The organism is Candidatus Pelagibacter sp. HIMB1611, from assembly GCF_052047715.1.
Classification (GTDB): Bacteria; Pseudomonadota; Alphaproteobacteria; order Pelagibacterales; family Pelagibacteraceae; genus Pelagibacter.
The window spans coordinates 1,365,769-1,380,634 of the sequence record NZ_JBNAJM010000001.1; the positions used below are offsets into that span (position 1 = coordinate 1,365,769).

Genomic DNA, 14,866 nt, shown 5'->3' on the forward strand with positions numbered 1-14,866 from the left:
TTAATCTCTTAAAAGATCGTTTACTGATGTTTTAGATCTTGTCTTTTCATCTACTTGTTTGATGATTACTGCACAATATAACGAGGGTGCAGTAGGATTATTTTTGTCTGGTAATGATCCAGGAACGACGACTGAGTAAGGAGGTATTTTACCGTGAGTTACTTCACCAGTTTTTCTATTAACGATTTTAGTTGATTGGCCAATATACATACCCATACTTAGAACTGAACCTTCACCAACTATTACCCCTTCCACAACTTCTGACATAGCACCTACAAAAACATTATCTTCAATAATAGTCGGAAGCGCTTGTGCTGGTTCTAAAACTCCACCAATACCAGTTCCTGCTGAAATATGACAATTTTTTCCAATCTGACAGCAACTACCTGCACGACTAAATGTATCCATCATTGTTCCTTCATCTATGTAAGCACCAATATTTACATAACTTGGCATTAGAACAACATTTTTAGCAACATATGATCCTTTTCTCATTGCAGTATTTGGTACCATTCTAAAACCTGCTTTTTCAAAATCAGCGTTTGACCATCCGGCTGTTTTTCCTTTTAACAAATGAGCTTTATCTCTCCAAGCTGAGTAGGGACCATCTAAAGTTTCCATTCCATGAATTCTAAAACTTAGCATAATTGCTTTTTTTAGGTGTTGATGAGTTACCCATTCACCATCAATTTTTTCAGCAACTCTAGATTTACCACTATCTAGATCTTCTATTACTTGATTAATAGTATCTTTTAATTTTTGATCTGAATTTTGATTAACTTGATCTTTGTTTTCCCAAGCTTCATTTATAATGTTTTCTATACTCATAGTTTTATTGGTTTTTTAATAACCTTATTTCTTTTAAAAATAAAGTAAGATTTTCAATTTTATAATCAATATATTCTTTATTAGATTCTTTTTTGCCCCATTCCTCATCATTAATTAACCAAGCAGTAATTGTTCCTCGCTCTTTACCTATCGATAAGTTTTTTGCTATGTCTTCAATGTACAAAGTTTCTTTTGGATCAATTTTGAATTTTTCTACCATTAAATCGAAAGCTTTAGCTTCTGGTTTTGGGTGATATTCTGCATCTACGATATCAAATATTCCTTCAAATTGGTCGTCAATTCCTAGGGTTGTAGTGATGTGCTTTACATGGTTGTAACTACCATTAGTGAAGACAAATTTTCTTAAATTTATATTCTCTAACTCATATCTTAATGCCGTATCTTTTTCTAAAAAAGATAAATCAATATCATGAACAAAATCTAAAAATTCTTTAGGATCAATTTCATGATGTATCATTAGACCATTTAAACTTGTGTTATATTTGTGAAAGTAATTTGTCTGAAGTTCTTTGGCTTTTTTTAAATCTACATTAAGTTTACTTGAGATATATTCAGTCATTTTTCGACTTACTTGGCCAAATACTGCCTCTAGGTCACTATAAAGTACACCATCACAATCAAATAAAATATTTTTAATATTGCTTAAATTTTTCATTGTCTAATTAAAGTTCCAGATCCCCCATCTGATAAAAGTTCAAATAGAACAGAATGATTTTTTCTCCCATCTATTATAACAACTCCTTTTACTCCGTTACTCGCAACATCTAAGCAATTATTTATTTTTGGGATCATGCCACCCGTAATTGTTTCATTATCTATTAAGTCTTTTATAGATTCTGAATTAATTTCTGGAATTAGATTTTTATTTTTATCCAAAACCCCTTCTACGTCACTTAATATAATCAACCTTCTGGCATTAATTATTTTAGCAATATAGCCAGCTGCAGTATCTGCATTGACGTTATAAGTTTGATCATTTTTATCTAAACCTAAGGGTGCAATAATAGGCACTTTTTTATCTGCTATAATTTTATCTATTATTGATTGATCTACATTTGTAGGAGAGCCCACGAAACCAAGCTCTTCATTTTCTTGGATAACTGTTAAAATATTATTTTCTTTGGAATTAATACTCTGACTTTCGCAATTTTGTTTATCTAGAGCATTGATAATTTCTTTATTAAAATCAATTAATACTTTTTCTACAACTTTAATAGTTTCTTTATCAGTTACCCTCAATCCTTTTATAAATTTACTTTCTAAACCTATCTCATTAAGTTTATTACTTATTCTTTTCCCGCCTCCATGAACAATAATAGGAGTAAAACCTAGTTTATTTAGAGTTGAAATATCCTGAATAAAAATATCAAAAAGATTTTGATCAATTAAAACACTACCACCACATTTAATAACAATATATTCATCGTTATATTTTTCTAAGTATTTTTTAACTTCTTCAGTTGATGGACCATCTAGTGGTAGAATTGTTTTTAATTCTTCTTCTTTAATATCCAACATTAAGTTGTTGTTTTAACAGTGGTTCTTTTCATTATGAAAACTTGTTGCGCCATAGTTAAAATATTATTTACTGTCCAATATATTACCAATCCTGCTGGGAAAGGTGCTAAGATTATTGTTAGGAATAATGGAAAGAACATAAATATTTTTGCTTGCATTGGATCTGTTGGTGCGGGATTTAATTTTTGTTGAACCCACATAGAAACACCCATTGCAACAGGCCATGCTCCAATGACTAAAAATGATGGCACATCATAAGGAAATAATCCAAATAGATTAAACAAAGAGGTAGGGTCTCTCTCAGATAAATCTTGTATCCAGCCATAAAAAGGCATTTGTCTCATTTCAATTGTTACAAATAAAACTTTATATAAAGCAAAGAAAACTGGAATTTGCACAAGTATTGGCAAACAACCAGACATTGGGTTTACTTTTTCTTTTTTATATAGAGCCATCATCGCTTGTTGCAATTTCATTTTATCGTCCTTGTGTAGCTCTTTCAGTCTTGCCATTTCAGGCTGTAAGGCTTTCATTTTTGCCATACTTCTAAACGAAAAGTTTGCAAGCGGGAAAAATGCTAATCTTATACAAATCGTAATTGCTATGATAGCTAAGCCGTAATTCCCAAGTAATTTAAAGAAATAATCTATTCCAAAAAATAATGGCTTGGTAATAAAGTATAAAAATCCCCAATCAATTGTTAAGTCAAATTTATCAATGTTTAAAGATTCAGCATATCCATCAATTACATCAACTCTTTTTGCAGCAACAATGATTTGTAAGGTTTCTTCAATTAATGAATTTTCATTAAGTTCCAATGGTTCTGTTGATACAAAATTTGCTCTGAACTTATCTTTATAATCAAATGTTGTTTTAAATTCTTTTTCTCTAGGTGGAATTAGCGAAGTTACCCAATATTTATCTCCAATACCTAGCCATCCTTTTTGAGCTGTTCTTGAAAATTTCTTCTCTTGTATGTCATCGTAGTCTTCTTCAATAAGTTCATCATCAAGTGTTGCCACCAATCCTTCATGAAGGATATAGAAGTTAGATATATCAGGCATTTCATTTCTAATGATTTGACCATAAGTATAAAAATCATATTTTTTATCTGTAGGATTGATTACACTTTGTTTAATTGAAAATAAATATTTGTCATCCAAGGCGATCTCTTTCTCAAATGTTATACCTTGATCATTTGTCCAAGATATTTTTATAGGCGATTGATCTGTTAACTTGTTATTTCCTGAAACTTTCCAAATAGAATTTGAATTTGGAATTTCAACATTTTTATCAGATGTAATAAAACCACTTTCAATTAAATAACCATCTTTTGAATTTCTTGGTGAAAGAAGTGTAACTTTTTCTTGAGAGTCTAGACTGACATTATATTGCTTAAAAGTTAGATCATCAATAACACCACCTTTAAGTGAAATAGAACCGACAATACTCTCATTCTCAAAATTAATTCTTTCACTTTGATTTAAAGCTTCTTCTCTAGAAATTTCAGCAACATTTTCTTTTTGATCTAGTGAAGGTGTATCAGTGTTTTGTTCAACTTTATTTCCTTCAGCCATATTTTCTTTAGTAATTGGTGGAGGAGCAAAAAATAGTGAATACAAAACTATAACTGCTGCTGATAATGAAATTGCTGCTACTATATTTTTAGTATCCATATTATTTTAATTTTGTGTTTTTTTTAACAGGATCAAAACCTTCACCACCACCTAAAAATTTGATTGGGTGACAAGATAAGATTCTTTTAATACTTAAAAATGATCCTTTTAACAGACCAAATTCTTTAAGTGCATCAATACTGTATTCTGAGCAAGTAGGTAAATATCTGCAAGAATGTCCAAATAAAGGACTAATCAAATATTTATAACCTTTGATAATTTTAATTAATATATTTGTAAAAATATTCATTATTTTATTTTTTCAAAATCCTGAAATAGAGTTTCTTTTATTAATTTGTATTCATTATTTAGCATAGATGACTTAGCGATAACAAGGAATGAATAGTTAAAATTTATTGATATTTTTTTAACTGCCTCGTTTAAAATATTCCTTAATCTTCTTTTAATCTTATTTCTCTTAACTGCATTCCCTAATTTCTTTTTTGTTACAAAACTAATATTGAGTTTATTATTATTTTTATTCATTAATTTACCAAAGAAAATAGTTACATACTTATTCGAGAACTTTTTTTGTTTAAGTAAATTTTTAAATTCTTCGTTTTTTGAAAGAGCAACAATTTTGCTTTTCATTAATTTACACTGATACAGTTAAAGATTTTCTTCCTCTGGCTCTTCTTCTAGCTAAAAGTTTCTTTCCACCTTTAGTCTTCATTTTTGATCTAAAGCCGTGTTTTCGTGCTCTTTTTTTATTTGAAGGTTGGTATGTTCTTTTCATAAATAAATTGATTAAATTTTATAAATTTTGCCCCTTTATATTAGCAATAATAAAAATAGCAAATAGAAGATTTAGGAATAAAATAACAATATTCATGGAAAAAACAAAAAAAATTAAACTATTTATAGGTTTATCTTACTTATTAATTGTTAGTTTATTTTTATATTTTTTCTTTTCAAAATTCAGTCTTCAGGAGATTACATCTTATGATTTTTTGAGAAATAACAGATCTTATTTAATTGAGTTGAAAAATTCTAATTTATTTTTAGTTTCAATTTCTTTCTTGTTTCTAACAGTGCTTTGGGTATTTCCTTTTCTAGGCTTTGGATCTCCTGTAGCTTTAATGGGCGGCTTTATCTTTGGCAAATGGATTGGAACACTAGTTGTGGTGACTGGTTTAAGTGTAGGTGCAACTTTTTTATATATATTTGGAAATTATTTTTTAAGAGATTTAATTAGAGAAAAATTTCTTAATAAATTTCAAAATCTTGAAATTAAATTTAAAAAATCTGAATTTTTTTATTTACTCGTTTACAGATTTATTGGAGGAGTTCCTTGGCAAATAAGTTGTCTATTGCCAACATTATTTAATGTAAGAGTAAAAAATTTTCTATTTGCAACTTTTTTAGGAATAATACCTCAGATTTTTTTGGCAGTTTCAATTGGAAGTGGGATTGAAAAAGTAATCGATAAAAATTCAGAAGTTCCTGGAATAATGGATATTATCTTTTCTCCAGATATCTATGTTCCTCTTTTAGCGTTTTTTATATTAATTGTGATTTCAATTATTTTTAGAAAAAAATTTTACAGAAATTAATGGTGCTCCCACCCTGTACTGACCAGGGAACTAGTCATTACCAATGACTTGTTATGCCATTTAACTACAGGAGCTAAAATACATTTAGTAATTTATTGATAATAAAGCATTTTTTTCAAATTATTGCCTTAATTTTTTGACCATAATGATCTATATCTACTAAAAAAAATGTTATGGGAATTCACTACGATTATAAATCTACAAAAGGCAACAAGCTTATGGAGAAACAAGCTAAAAGAGAAAGAAAGCTTGCTGAAAAAAAAGCTAAACGTTTAGCTAAAGAAGGCCCAAAAAAAGAAGAGCCCACATCAAAACCCTTAGATCCTAACAAACCAATATCTTTAGATTTTTTGACTAACCCCAATAAAGAATGAGTTCTAAAGACAAAAATGAGCGTTTGAGCTTAGCTTTAAGAAAAAACTTAAAAAAAAGAAAACTATTTCAAAAAAAAAATAAAAAAAAATCTAAGTAATGTCTATTCAGCCTGACTCGTGGATTAAGAAGATGTGCAAAGAGCACAACATGATTGAACCATTTTTAGATCATCAAGTTGCGGAGGGGAAAATTTCATATGGATTAAGTAGCATGGGTTATGATGTTAGAATCTCTGATGAATATAGAATATTTACTAATGTAAATAATTCCTTAGTCGATCCAAAAAATTTTTCTGATGATAATTTTATTGAGAAAAAGGGACCACATTGCATTATTCCTCCAAACTCATTTGTTTTAGCTAAAACAGTAGAATATTTCAGAATTCCAAAAGATGTACTTTGTATATGTGTTGGTAAAAGTACTTATGCAAGAACAGGTATAATTTGTAACGTAACTCCTATTGAAAACGAATTTGAGGGAAATATAGTTATAGAGTTAAGCAACACTACACCTAATCCAGCAAAAATTTATTCTAATGAAGGTATAGCTCAATTTTTATTTTTTAAATCAGAAACTCAACCAGAGACAACTTATAAATCTAAGAACGGTAAATATCAGGGACAAACTACTATTCAGGTTGCTAAAATTAAAAAGTAAGTTATGGACAAATTTCTGATTGATGGTCCTAGCAAAATAAAGGGCAAAGTTTCAATATCAGGTTCTAAAAATGCATCATTACCAATATTAGCAGCTACACTACTTTTTGATTTACCTGTAACTATTCATAACCTTCCAAGAGTAAAAGATATTAGCACTATGCTAAATTTACTTAAGTCTCTTGGATCAAAAATCGAACTTTCTAAAGATAAAAAAACTGCAAAAATTTCAAACAATAAAAATATGAAAACTTTTGCTAGTTATTCATTAGTTAAAACAATGAGAGGTTCAATTTTAGTATTAGGACCATTAATTGCAAAATATCATAAGTCAAAAATATCATTACCAGGTGGTTGCTTAATTGGTGCGAGACCAGTTAATTATCATTTGTCAGCTTTAGAAAAACTTGGGATGAATTATGAAATTAAGGATGGTTACATATTAGCAAAATCTTTTGGCAAACTTAAAGGAGGGTTAATTAGATTTCCAAAAATTACTGTTGGCGCAACTGAAAATTCTATAATTGCTGCATGCTTGGCAAAAGGAAAAACAGTATTAAGAAATTGTGCTGTCGAGCCAGAAATAAAAGACCTTACTAACTTTCTTAATTCAGCGGGTGCAAAAATAAGTTGGAAAGGAAGAACATGCACTATTAACGGAGTAAGTTCTTTAAATTCAACAAATTATTCAGTGATGGCTGATAGAATTGAAGCTGGTACTTTTTGTGTAGCTGCAACTTTAGCTAAAGGGAATTTAGAAATAAATAATTTAGACCCAAAAATAATAAATACAGAACTTAATTTATTAAAAAAAACAGGAGCCAAAATAAAAGTAAGCAAGAATAAAATTCATATTAATGGACCAGAAAAAATTAAATCTATTAAAAATATTAAAACAAAAGAGTTTCCTGGAATTCCAACAGATCTACAGGCGCAATTAATGGTCTTAATGTGTAAAGCTAAAGGAAAAAGTTCAATTACAGAGAATATTTTTGAAAATAGATTTATGCATGTTGCTGAATTACAGAGATTAGGTGCGAATATTACGACCAAAAATAATAAAGCTTATATTGAGGGTAATACGAAATTTATTGGTGCAGAAGTAATGTCTAGTGATTTAAGAGCATCAGTGGCACTTGTCTTAGCAGCTTCAGTTGCACAAGGGAAATCTGTAATTAATAGGATTTATCATTTAGATCGTGGTTATGAAAAAATTGAAAATAAATTAAAAAATATTGGTGTTAAAATAAAAAGATTAAAAAGATGAACAAATATTTAGCTAAAATTATTGCTACAGATAAAGAGGGATTACAGATGATTTCAGCTTGTAGTTCAGGAGCCAAAGTAAAAGTTTCAGATATTAAGTATCTAGAATCTAATAAAGTATTTTTATTATCAATTGAGCGTATTAAAGTAGAAAATGAAAATGAGGACAAAAAAGTCAATAGTATCTGCAGATTTGATTTTGTTGATAAGGTAAAGTCAAAAAATATTGATCAATCAAATCAAGAATTGGTTTTAGAATTAGTAGGAATAGATTATTTGAAAAATAACGATGTTTATGAAATAAATCTCTTCTTTAGTAATAATGCTCATATCGCTTTGACCGCTGAAACGATTGAAGCAATATTAGAGGATCAAAGCGAAATAAATTAGAGATGAAGGTTTTAGATAGTAGTAAGAAAAATTTTGGTAAATTATTAGATAATTTATTATTGCAAAGAAAGAGAAAAGTTCAATCAAGCTCTGTTTCAGTCACTAACATTATTAAAGATGTTAAAAAAAATGGTGATAAAGCTTTATTAAAATATGAGAAAAAATTTAATAAAAATTCAGTAATCAAGCCTAGCTCAAATCAAATTCAAAAATCAATTCAATCATTAAATTCTATTGTAAAACAATCTATCGATACTGCTTACAACAGGATTTATAAATTTCATTCATTACAAAAGTTTAAAAATATTTCTTACACTGATAAATTTAAAAATAAACTTGAGTATAAATATTTACCTTTAGAGTCGGTTGCAATTTATGTACCTGGTTCAACTGCATCCTATCCATCTAGTGTATTGATGAATGCAATTCCAGCTATTGTTGCTGGTGTAAAAAGAATAGTTATGATCAACCCAGGCTATAAAGGAAAACAAAATCCTGCAGTATTATATGCTGCCAAAAAATGTAAAATTAATGAAATTTATTCAATTGGTGGACCATCTGCCATTGCTGCAGTTTCTTATGGAACAAAAAAAATTAAAAAGGTTAATAAAATTGTAGGGCCTGGAAATGCTTACGTTGCAGCTGCAAAAAAAGAAGTTTTTGGAGATGTTGGAATTGAGGGCATGACTGCTGGTCCTTCTGAAGTTACAATAGTTTGTGACAAGCATTCTAATCCAGAATGGGTTGCAAGTGATTTAATAGGACAAGCAGAACATGATGATCTTGCACAGTGTATATTAATTTCAAAAGATAAAAACTTATTAAATAAAGTTAAAACTGAAATAATTAAACAATTAAAAGAAATTCCAAGAGAATCTATTGCAAAGAGAAGTTTGCAAAATAATGGAATTTTAATGCATGTAAATTCAGATAAAAAAATTATCGATATTGTTAACAAAATAGCTCCAGAGCATTTAGAGTTAAATGTTAAAAATTATAAATCTATTGTTTCAAAAATAAAAAATTCAGGATCAATTTGTTTAGGAAAATATGCGGTTATGGCTATGACAGATTATAATGTAGGTTCAAACCATGTTTTACCAACTAACGGATCAGCAAAATATTCAAGTGGTATAAGTGTAAACGAATTCTACAAAAGAATTTCATACATAAACTTATCAAAAAAGGGTATTGAAAGTCTTGGACCATCAGTTATAACACTTGCAAATTATGAAGGCCTGGTTGGGCATGCTCAATCAGTATTAAAAAGAATAAGGAGAAAATAAATTTGTCAAAACAAGACTTACTTGAATTCAGGGGGACTGTGATAGACCTACTTCCGAATGCAATGTTTAGAGTTAAGCTAGAAAACGGTCATACGGTTACAGCTCATACAGCAGGTAAGTTAAGAAAAAACAGAATTAGAGTTCTTCAAGGTGACAATGTAACTGTGGAGATGACACCTTACGATCTTACTAAAGGAAGAATTATCTTTAGAGGATAAATAAGGCTGAGTAGCTCAGGAGTAGAGCAGAGCCCTGAAAAGGCTTGTGTCGGAGGTGCGAATCCTTCCTCAGCCACCACCACAAAGTTTGATCTTGAAATACCTGTAAAAGAAATTAACTTAATTAATATAATAAATAACAAAAGGACGAAGAAATAAGATGAGTACACTACAAGGTAAAATAAAATGGTATAATGGTAAAAAGGGATATGGCTTTATAGAGAGAGACGACAAAGAGAAAGATGCCTTTGTACATGCTTCAGCTGTAAAAGCTGCTGGAATGAGATTTCTTAATGAAGGTGATAAACTTGAATTCACATTAGAAGACGGTCCTAAAGGTCCTTCTGCAGTAAATTTAAAAAAAATAGACTAATTTTCGTAAAATTTCTAAAGGACGTTATTTCTACATTTAGTAGATTAACGTCCTTTTTTTATTTAAGCCTTGAATATTAATAATTTTTGTCTAAAAGGCTGCTCATGAATATAAATATTACATACAGAATTACTTATAGAAGTACTCACAGAAACTGTTTCCATAGCCATTAGGCTATTTATTTATATTATAATTTTCATTCCACATAAAATAAGATAATAACTAAAGGATAAGCTTTGGTGGTGAAATAGTATCACGTCGGTTTGTGGATCCGAAGTCGTAGGAGCGTAACCTACCCAAAGTACCACTAAAATGGAAAAAGATAAAAAACTCAATCCTTCCTTACCATCTGGATTTGAAGATCGTTGGAATAAAAAGTTAGTTTTAAAAAAACAACTTTTAAAAGTGATTGAAAAAAATTTTTTAAAATTTGGAGCTGAACCATTAGAGACACCTTCTTTTGAGATCAGCGAAAATATTGGTTCGTTTTTAGCAGAGGACGAGGATAACCCTATGTCTGATGTGTTCTCATTTAAAGATGGCGATAAAAATATTACTCTTCGATACGATCTATCTAGTCCTTTAGCTAGATTTGTTGCTCAAAACAACCAAGAGCTTCCATCAATTTACAAAAGATATGCAATTCAAAATGTTTTTAGAAATGAAAAAGCAGGAAATGGAAGATACAGAGAGTTCATGCAAGCTGATTTTGATATTGTTGGAAATGTTAATTCAGCGCAAGCTAATGCGGAACTTTGCAATTTAATCTCGAGTACACTCTTAGATTGTGGTTTGAATAAAGATCAATTTACAATCAATATTAGTAATAGAAAAATTGTACAAGGTTTAATTGATGATTTAAAAATATCTGAAGATAAGCAATTAAAAGTAATTAGAGCTGTTGATAAATTAGATAAACCTGGATTTGGTTTAAAAGGTGTTGAAGATCTTCTTAAAAAAGAGAGAAAAGATGCAAGCGGCGCAGTTACAAAAGGTGCTGATTTAACAGATGAACAAGCATCACAAATATTAAATTTTTTAAAAATAAAAGATTTAAAACAATTAAAAGAAAATTTAAAAAATCCATTGTCTCAAGAAGGAATTAAAGAGCTTGAGGAAGTTTTTGAAATTTTAGGATTTGGTTCTAATTTAGAACAAGTACAAACCAATTTTACTATTGTTAGAGGTTTAGCTTATTATTCTGATTTTATTGTTGAAACTAACTTAAATTTTAAAGTTACAAATAATAAAGGAAAAGAAGTTGATATTGGTAGCATTTGTTCGGGAGGTTCTTATGCTAAACTTATCTCGAGATTTAAAGGGGTGGATATTCCAGGTACAGGGATTAGCTTTGGTGTGGATAGATTGCTATTTGCACTTTTACAATTGGATCAGATTAAGGTGGATGATCAAAAGCCTGTTTTAGTCTGTGTGATGGATGAAAAATATCTAAAAAATTATTACGAAATTGTAGATCAATTAAGAGAAAATAACATTAATGCAGAAATTTTTTTAGATACAAAGAAAAATTTAGGTAAGCAATTAACCTTAGCAAATAAGCGTGAATTAAATGTAGCAGTTATATGTGGTGATAATGAATTTAATGAAGGAACAGTAACGATAAAAAATCTTAAAGGTGTTAAAGGTGAAAATAACAAAACATTTCCAAAATCAAATTTAGTAGATGAAATCAAAAAACTTATCTGAAAAAATTCTTAGATCAGTAAAATCTAAGGGTTACAAATATATAGATTTACCCTCAGTTATTGAGGCTAATCACATTGTTCAAAGATCAGGTGAAAACTTTAGAAAATTTATTTTTTCATTTACGGATCAAAATGGAAGCGAGTTATGTCTTAGACCGGATTTAACAATTGCATCCTGCTTAAGATATTTAGAGAACAATCTAAAAGGAAAAGAAAAAATTTTCTATAGTGGTCAAGCTTATAGAAAATCTGAAAATAAAAGTGATTCTATTGTTCGAGATCAAATTGGATTTGAAATTTTAGGTTCTAAAGACGAAAAAAATGATGATAAAGAAATTATCAATACCTCACTAAAATCTCTTCAAAATATTAAATATTCTTCAGGTAAATTAACAATAGGAAATGTTGAGATATTTAATTTGTTAATTTCAAAACTAGATATTCCAAAAAGATGGAAGTTAAGATTATCAAGACATTTTTGGAGAGAAGATTACTTTAATGATCTTTTAAAAAGATTAGAGACAAATTCTGATGTAGATCCAACTATTGTTGAAATAGACAAAAAGCGTTATTTAAAAATGCTAAAAGAAGATTTATCAAATGCAATAGCAGGAAGAACTATTAATGAGATATTAAATAGGTTCGATAATAAAATTAAAGATCCAAGAAGAGCTAGTAAAGGTAAAGGCGTTTCAAAAATTATTAAAGATTTTTTAAAAATCAAATGCCCAATCAATGAGGCTGCATCTGAGTTAAATAAATTTTTTAAGAAAAATAGAATTAATTTAGTAGTTGATCAAAGATATTTTCCTGTCTCTAACAAAAAAGTTTCAAAACTTAATGTAGTATTTTCAACTTCTTTTGGAAGACAATTGGAATATTACACAGGAATGGTTTTTAAAATTGATATTAAATCAAAAAATAAATTAAAAAATATTATTAATGGTGGTCGTTATGATCGATTAATTTCTGATCTTGGGTCAAAAAAACAAATAGCAGCAGTTGGGGCTGCATTAAATTTAAATTATTAATGAAGAAAAATATTTTAAATATTGGAATTCCTAGCAAAGGCAGACTCAGAAAGGATGTCTTAAACATTTTTAAAAAAAATAAATTAAATCTAATTTCAGAAAGAGGAGAAAGAGATTTATTAGGTTCAATTAAACAAAAGAAAAATGTTAAAATATTGTACCTTCATGCAAGAGAAATTATAGAAAGACTCGGAGATGGTTCATTGGATCTAGGATTTTCTGGTTTTGATTTGTTGAAAGAGAGTGAAATAAATATTCAAAAGAAAATTAATGTAATTAAAAAATATGACTTTGGGAAAGCTACATTGGTAGTTGCAATTCCAGATCCTTGGATTGATGTCCAAACTATTGCTGATTTAGAAGAAATAGCATTTGAGTTTAGAGACAAGAAAAAGAAAAGATTAAGAGTTGCAACCAAATATCCAAATTTAACAAGAGAATTTTTATTTTCTAAAGGGGTTACTCAATTTAAATTAGTAGATAGTTTAGGTGCTACCGAGGCATATCCTTTTACTGGTTCATCAGAAATAATTACTGACATCACTTCAACAGGAGAAACTTTAAAAGCTAATAATCTAAGAATTTTAAAAGATGGGGAGATTTTAAAATCAGAGGCTTGTATGATGATATCTAAATCATCGTCTAAAAATAAATCTCTTCAAAGTTTAGCTAGATTACTTTCTAAGAATTAAATCTTTCCAATAAATAAGAATAATTTTAATAATATCTAGGTTTCGAAGGATTGCATAAATACCAACTAGTATTCCTAAACCAATAATAATTTTCAATATTAATAATAATTCCATTACATATTTTATATATGATATAAAGTGATTCATGGAAGCTATATTTTTAATTATTTTAATTCTGCTGCTTGGAGTAGTTTCGGCTATTCTTTACTTAAATTTAAGATCTAAGCCTGGAGATCAAAAAGAAATTAAAGAAGCTGAAGAAATAGCTAACTTAAAATCTGAAATTTCAAGTTTAAAGGATACCTTAAATACAACAATCAATAGCTCACTTGGAGCAATGTCTACTTCATTTAATAATCTGTCAACTGGAGTAACAAAAGATATGACAGAAGCTTTAACTAAAGTAGATGAAAAAGTTGGAAATTTTAATCAACAAGTTCAACTATTAAACCAAAGCCAAGAAGGAATAACAAAAATTTTGGCTGGAGTTAAAAAATATGGGACTCTTGCAGAGTTTAGTTTGGATGCACTGATTAAAGATTTACTACCAGCTTCTCAATTCATGACAAATGTGAAAATGAAAGAAAATACAAGTGAGAATGTAGAATTTGCAATCAAGCTTCAAGGTGATGTTTTAGTTCCAGTTGATAGTCATTTTCCAGTGGAGAAATTTAAAGCAATTACCGATGGTCATGACGCGGAAGATAAAAGGTTAGTTGCTGATGCTAGAGCAAAATTAGCCACTGCATTTAAAGCAAAAGCTAAAAGTGTAAATGAAAAATATATTGTACCACCAAAAACTACTGACTTTGCAATTGTGTATGCTCCTACAGAAAGTTTGTACAAAGAATTAACTGAATACCAAGACCCAAGTACAAAAGAATTATTAACTCAAGAATTAATGAAAAAATATAAAGTTGTAATTTGTGGCCCAAATACTTTATCAGCATATTTGCAATCTTTACACATGGGCTTCCAATCCTTGAAAGTTCAAAAGGGAGCAACTGAAATCTATAATCATTTAAAAACAATAAGCACAAGATTTTCAAAACACTTTGACAACATAGTAGTTCTTAGAAAAAAATTAGAAGATGCTATGGGTGTGGTAGATAAATTTGGAACAGATGCAAGATCAATAAATAGAACTTTGGAAAGTATAAAAGATCCAGAGCAGGTAGAGAAAGCTGTACAGACAGACAACGTTGAAAAATTTGTTGATAAACAAAGACAAATTAAAAATTAATTTCTTTTTTTTGATAATACCATTTATAAGAAAT

The 14,866-nt window shown here is 28.9% G+C and carries 20 protein-coding genes and 1 tRNA gene; 13 read left to right on the plus strand and 8 right to left on the minus strand.

What is annotated here, in order from left to right; translation table 11 throughout:
* From dapD to rpmH, 7 genes are read right to left on the minus strand one after another with little or no spacing between them, the layout of a single operon-like run.
* Positions 1-828, minus strand: coding sequence for a 2,3,4,5-tetrahydropyridine-2,6-dicarboxylate N-succinyltransferase (gene dapD / locus ACTTAS_RS07340; protein WP_440678915.1), 828 nt, complete (start codon positions 826-828; stop codon positions 1-3).
* Between the two features lie 4 nt (positions 829-832).
* On the minus strand, positions 833-1,504 hold the full coding sequence (locus ACTTAS_RS07345; RefSeq protein ID WP_440635179.1) for a pyrimidine 5'-nucleotidase: 672 nt from the start codon (positions 1,502-1,504) through the stop codon (positions 833-835).
* Complete coding sequence (gene argB / locus ACTTAS_RS07350) at positions 1,501-2,367, minus strand: acetylglutamate kinase (protein ID WP_440678916.1); 867 nt, start codon at positions 2,365-2,367, stop codon at positions 1,501-1,503. The genes ACTTAS_RS07345 and argB overlap by 4 nt, the downstream gene beginning before the upstream one ends.
* Positions 2,367-4,043, minus strand: coding sequence for a membrane protein insertase YidC (yidC, locus tag ACTTAS_RS07355; RefSeq protein WP_440678917.1), 1,677 nt, complete (start codon positions 4,041-4,043; stop codon positions 2,367-2,369). Before yidC ends, argB begins: the two co-directional genes overlap by 1 nt.
* Before the next feature lies 1 nt (position 4,044).
* Positions 4,045-4,293 carry a membrane protein insertion efficiency factor YidD gene (yidD, locus tag ACTTAS_RS07360; protein WP_075505949.1) on the minus strand — a complete coding sequence of 83 codons (249 nt, stop codon included), beginning with the start codon at positions 4,291-4,293 and terminating at the stop codon, positions 4,045-4,047.
* Entirely contained in the window at positions 4,293-4,634 is a 342-nt protein-coding gene (gene rnpA, locus ACTTAS_RS07365; protein WP_075505950.1) for a ribonuclease P protein component, read from the minus strand. Before rnpA ends, yidD begins: the two co-directional genes overlap by 1 nt.
* Positions 4,635-4,638: 4 nt before the next feature.
* Positions 4,639-4,779: a 50S ribosomal protein L34 gene (rpmH, locus tag ACTTAS_RS07370; protein WP_023854404.1), complete on the minus strand. Its 141-nt coding sequence runs from the start codon at positions 4,777-4,779 to the stop codon at positions 4,639-4,641.
* A gap of 94 nt (positions 4,780-4,873) precedes the next feature.
* Between rpmH and ACTTAS_RS07375 the strand changes: the two genes are divergently transcribed.
* The 12 genes from ACTTAS_RS07375 (at position 4,874) to hisG (ending at position 13,589) form a co-directional block, all read left to right on the plus strand.
* Entirely contained in the window at positions 4,874-5,596 is a 723-nt protein-coding gene (locus ACTTAS_RS07375; RefSeq protein WP_440678918.1) for a TVP38/TMEM64 family protein, read from the plus strand.
* Between the two features lie 173 nt (positions 5,597-5,769).
* Positions 5,770-5,970, plus strand: a complete 201-nt coding sequence (locus ACTTAS_RS07380; RefSeq protein ID WP_075505952.1) for a hypothetical protein — start codon at positions 5,770-5,772, stop codon at positions 5,968-5,970.
* 97 nt (positions 5,971-6,067) lie between these two features.
* Complete coding sequence (dcd, locus tag ACTTAS_RS07385) at positions 6,068-6,628, plus strand: dCTP deaminase (RefSeq protein ID WP_075505953.1); 561 nt, start codon at positions 6,068-6,070, stop codon at positions 6,626-6,628.
* 3 nt (positions 6,629-6,631) lie between these two features.
* Complete coding sequence (murA, locus tag ACTTAS_RS07390) at positions 6,632-7,894, plus strand: UDP-N-acetylglucosamine 1-carboxyvinyltransferase (RefSeq protein ID WP_440678919.1); 1,263 nt, start codon at positions 6,632-6,634, stop codon at positions 7,892-7,894.
* Positions 7,891-8,283 (plus strand): DUF2948 family protein, encoded by a 393-nt coding sequence (locus tag ACTTAS_RS07395; protein ID WP_440613489.1) that lies wholly within the window; start codon positions 7,891-7,893, stop codon positions 8,281-8,283. The genes murA and ACTTAS_RS07395 overlap by 4 nt, the downstream gene beginning before the upstream one ends.
* Positions 8,284-8,285: 2 nt before the next feature.
* The gene (hisD, locus tag ACTTAS_RS07400) at positions 8,286-9,569 is read left to right on the plus strand and encodes a histidinol dehydrogenase (RefSeq protein WP_440678920.1); all 1,284 of its coding nucleotides are present in this window, start codon (positions 8,286-8,288) and stop codon (positions 9,567-9,569) included.
* A 2-nt stretch (positions 9,570-9,571) separates the two neighbouring features.
* Positions 9,572-9,787 carry a translation initiation factor IF-1 gene (infA, locus tag ACTTAS_RS07405; RefSeq protein ID WP_440678921.1) on the plus strand — a complete coding sequence of 72 codons (216 nt, stop codon included), beginning with the start codon at positions 9,572-9,574 and terminating at the stop codon, positions 9,785-9,787.
* Between the two features lie 4 nt (positions 9,788-9,791).
* Positions 9,792-9,866: transfer RNA gene (locus ACTTAS_RS07410), tRNA-Phe, on the plus strand.
* An 81-nt stretch (positions 9,867-9,947) separates the two neighbouring features.
* Positions 9,948-10,160: a cold-shock protein gene (locus ACTTAS_RS07415; RefSeq protein WP_075505957.1), complete on the plus strand. Its 213-nt coding sequence runs from the start codon at positions 9,948-9,950 to the stop codon at positions 10,158-10,160.
* A gap of 312 nt (positions 10,161-10,472) precedes the next feature.
* A complete protein-coding gene (gene hisS, locus ACTTAS_RS07420) occupies positions 10,473-11,867 on the plus strand; it encodes a histidine--tRNA ligase (RefSeq protein WP_440678922.1) in 1,395 nt (464 codons plus the stop codon).
* Complete coding sequence (locus ACTTAS_RS07425; protein ID WP_440678923.1) at positions 11,845-12,897, plus strand: ATP phosphoribosyltransferase regulatory subunit; 1,053 nt, start codon at positions 11,845-11,847, stop codon at positions 12,895-12,897. The genes hisS and ACTTAS_RS07425 overlap by 23 nt, the downstream gene beginning before the upstream one ends.
* Entirely contained in the window at positions 12,897-13,589 is a 693-nt protein-coding gene (gene hisG / locus ACTTAS_RS07430) for an ATP phosphoribosyltransferase (RefSeq protein ID WP_440678924.1), read from the plus strand. The genes ACTTAS_RS07425 and hisG overlap by 1 nt, the downstream gene beginning before the upstream one ends.
* Here the strand turns inward: hisG and ACTTAS_RS07435 are convergent.
* Positions 13,572-13,703 (minus strand): hypothetical protein, encoded by a 132-nt coding sequence (locus tag ACTTAS_RS07435; RefSeq protein WP_440678925.1) that lies wholly within the window; start codon positions 13,701-13,703, stop codon positions 13,572-13,574. The two genes, hisG and ACTTAS_RS07435, sit on opposite strands and share 18 nt — an antisense overlap.
* 31 nt (positions 13,704-13,734) lie before the next feature.
* On the opposite strand from ACTTAS_RS07435, the gene ACTTAS_RS07440 reads away from it, so the two are divergent.
* On the plus strand, positions 13,735-14,832 hold the full coding sequence (locus ACTTAS_RS07440; RefSeq protein ID WP_440678926.1) for a DNA recombination protein RmuC: 1,098 nt from the start codon (positions 13,735-13,737) through the stop codon (positions 14,830-14,832).
* The last annotated feature ends 34 nt before the right edge of the window (positions 14,833-14,866 follow it).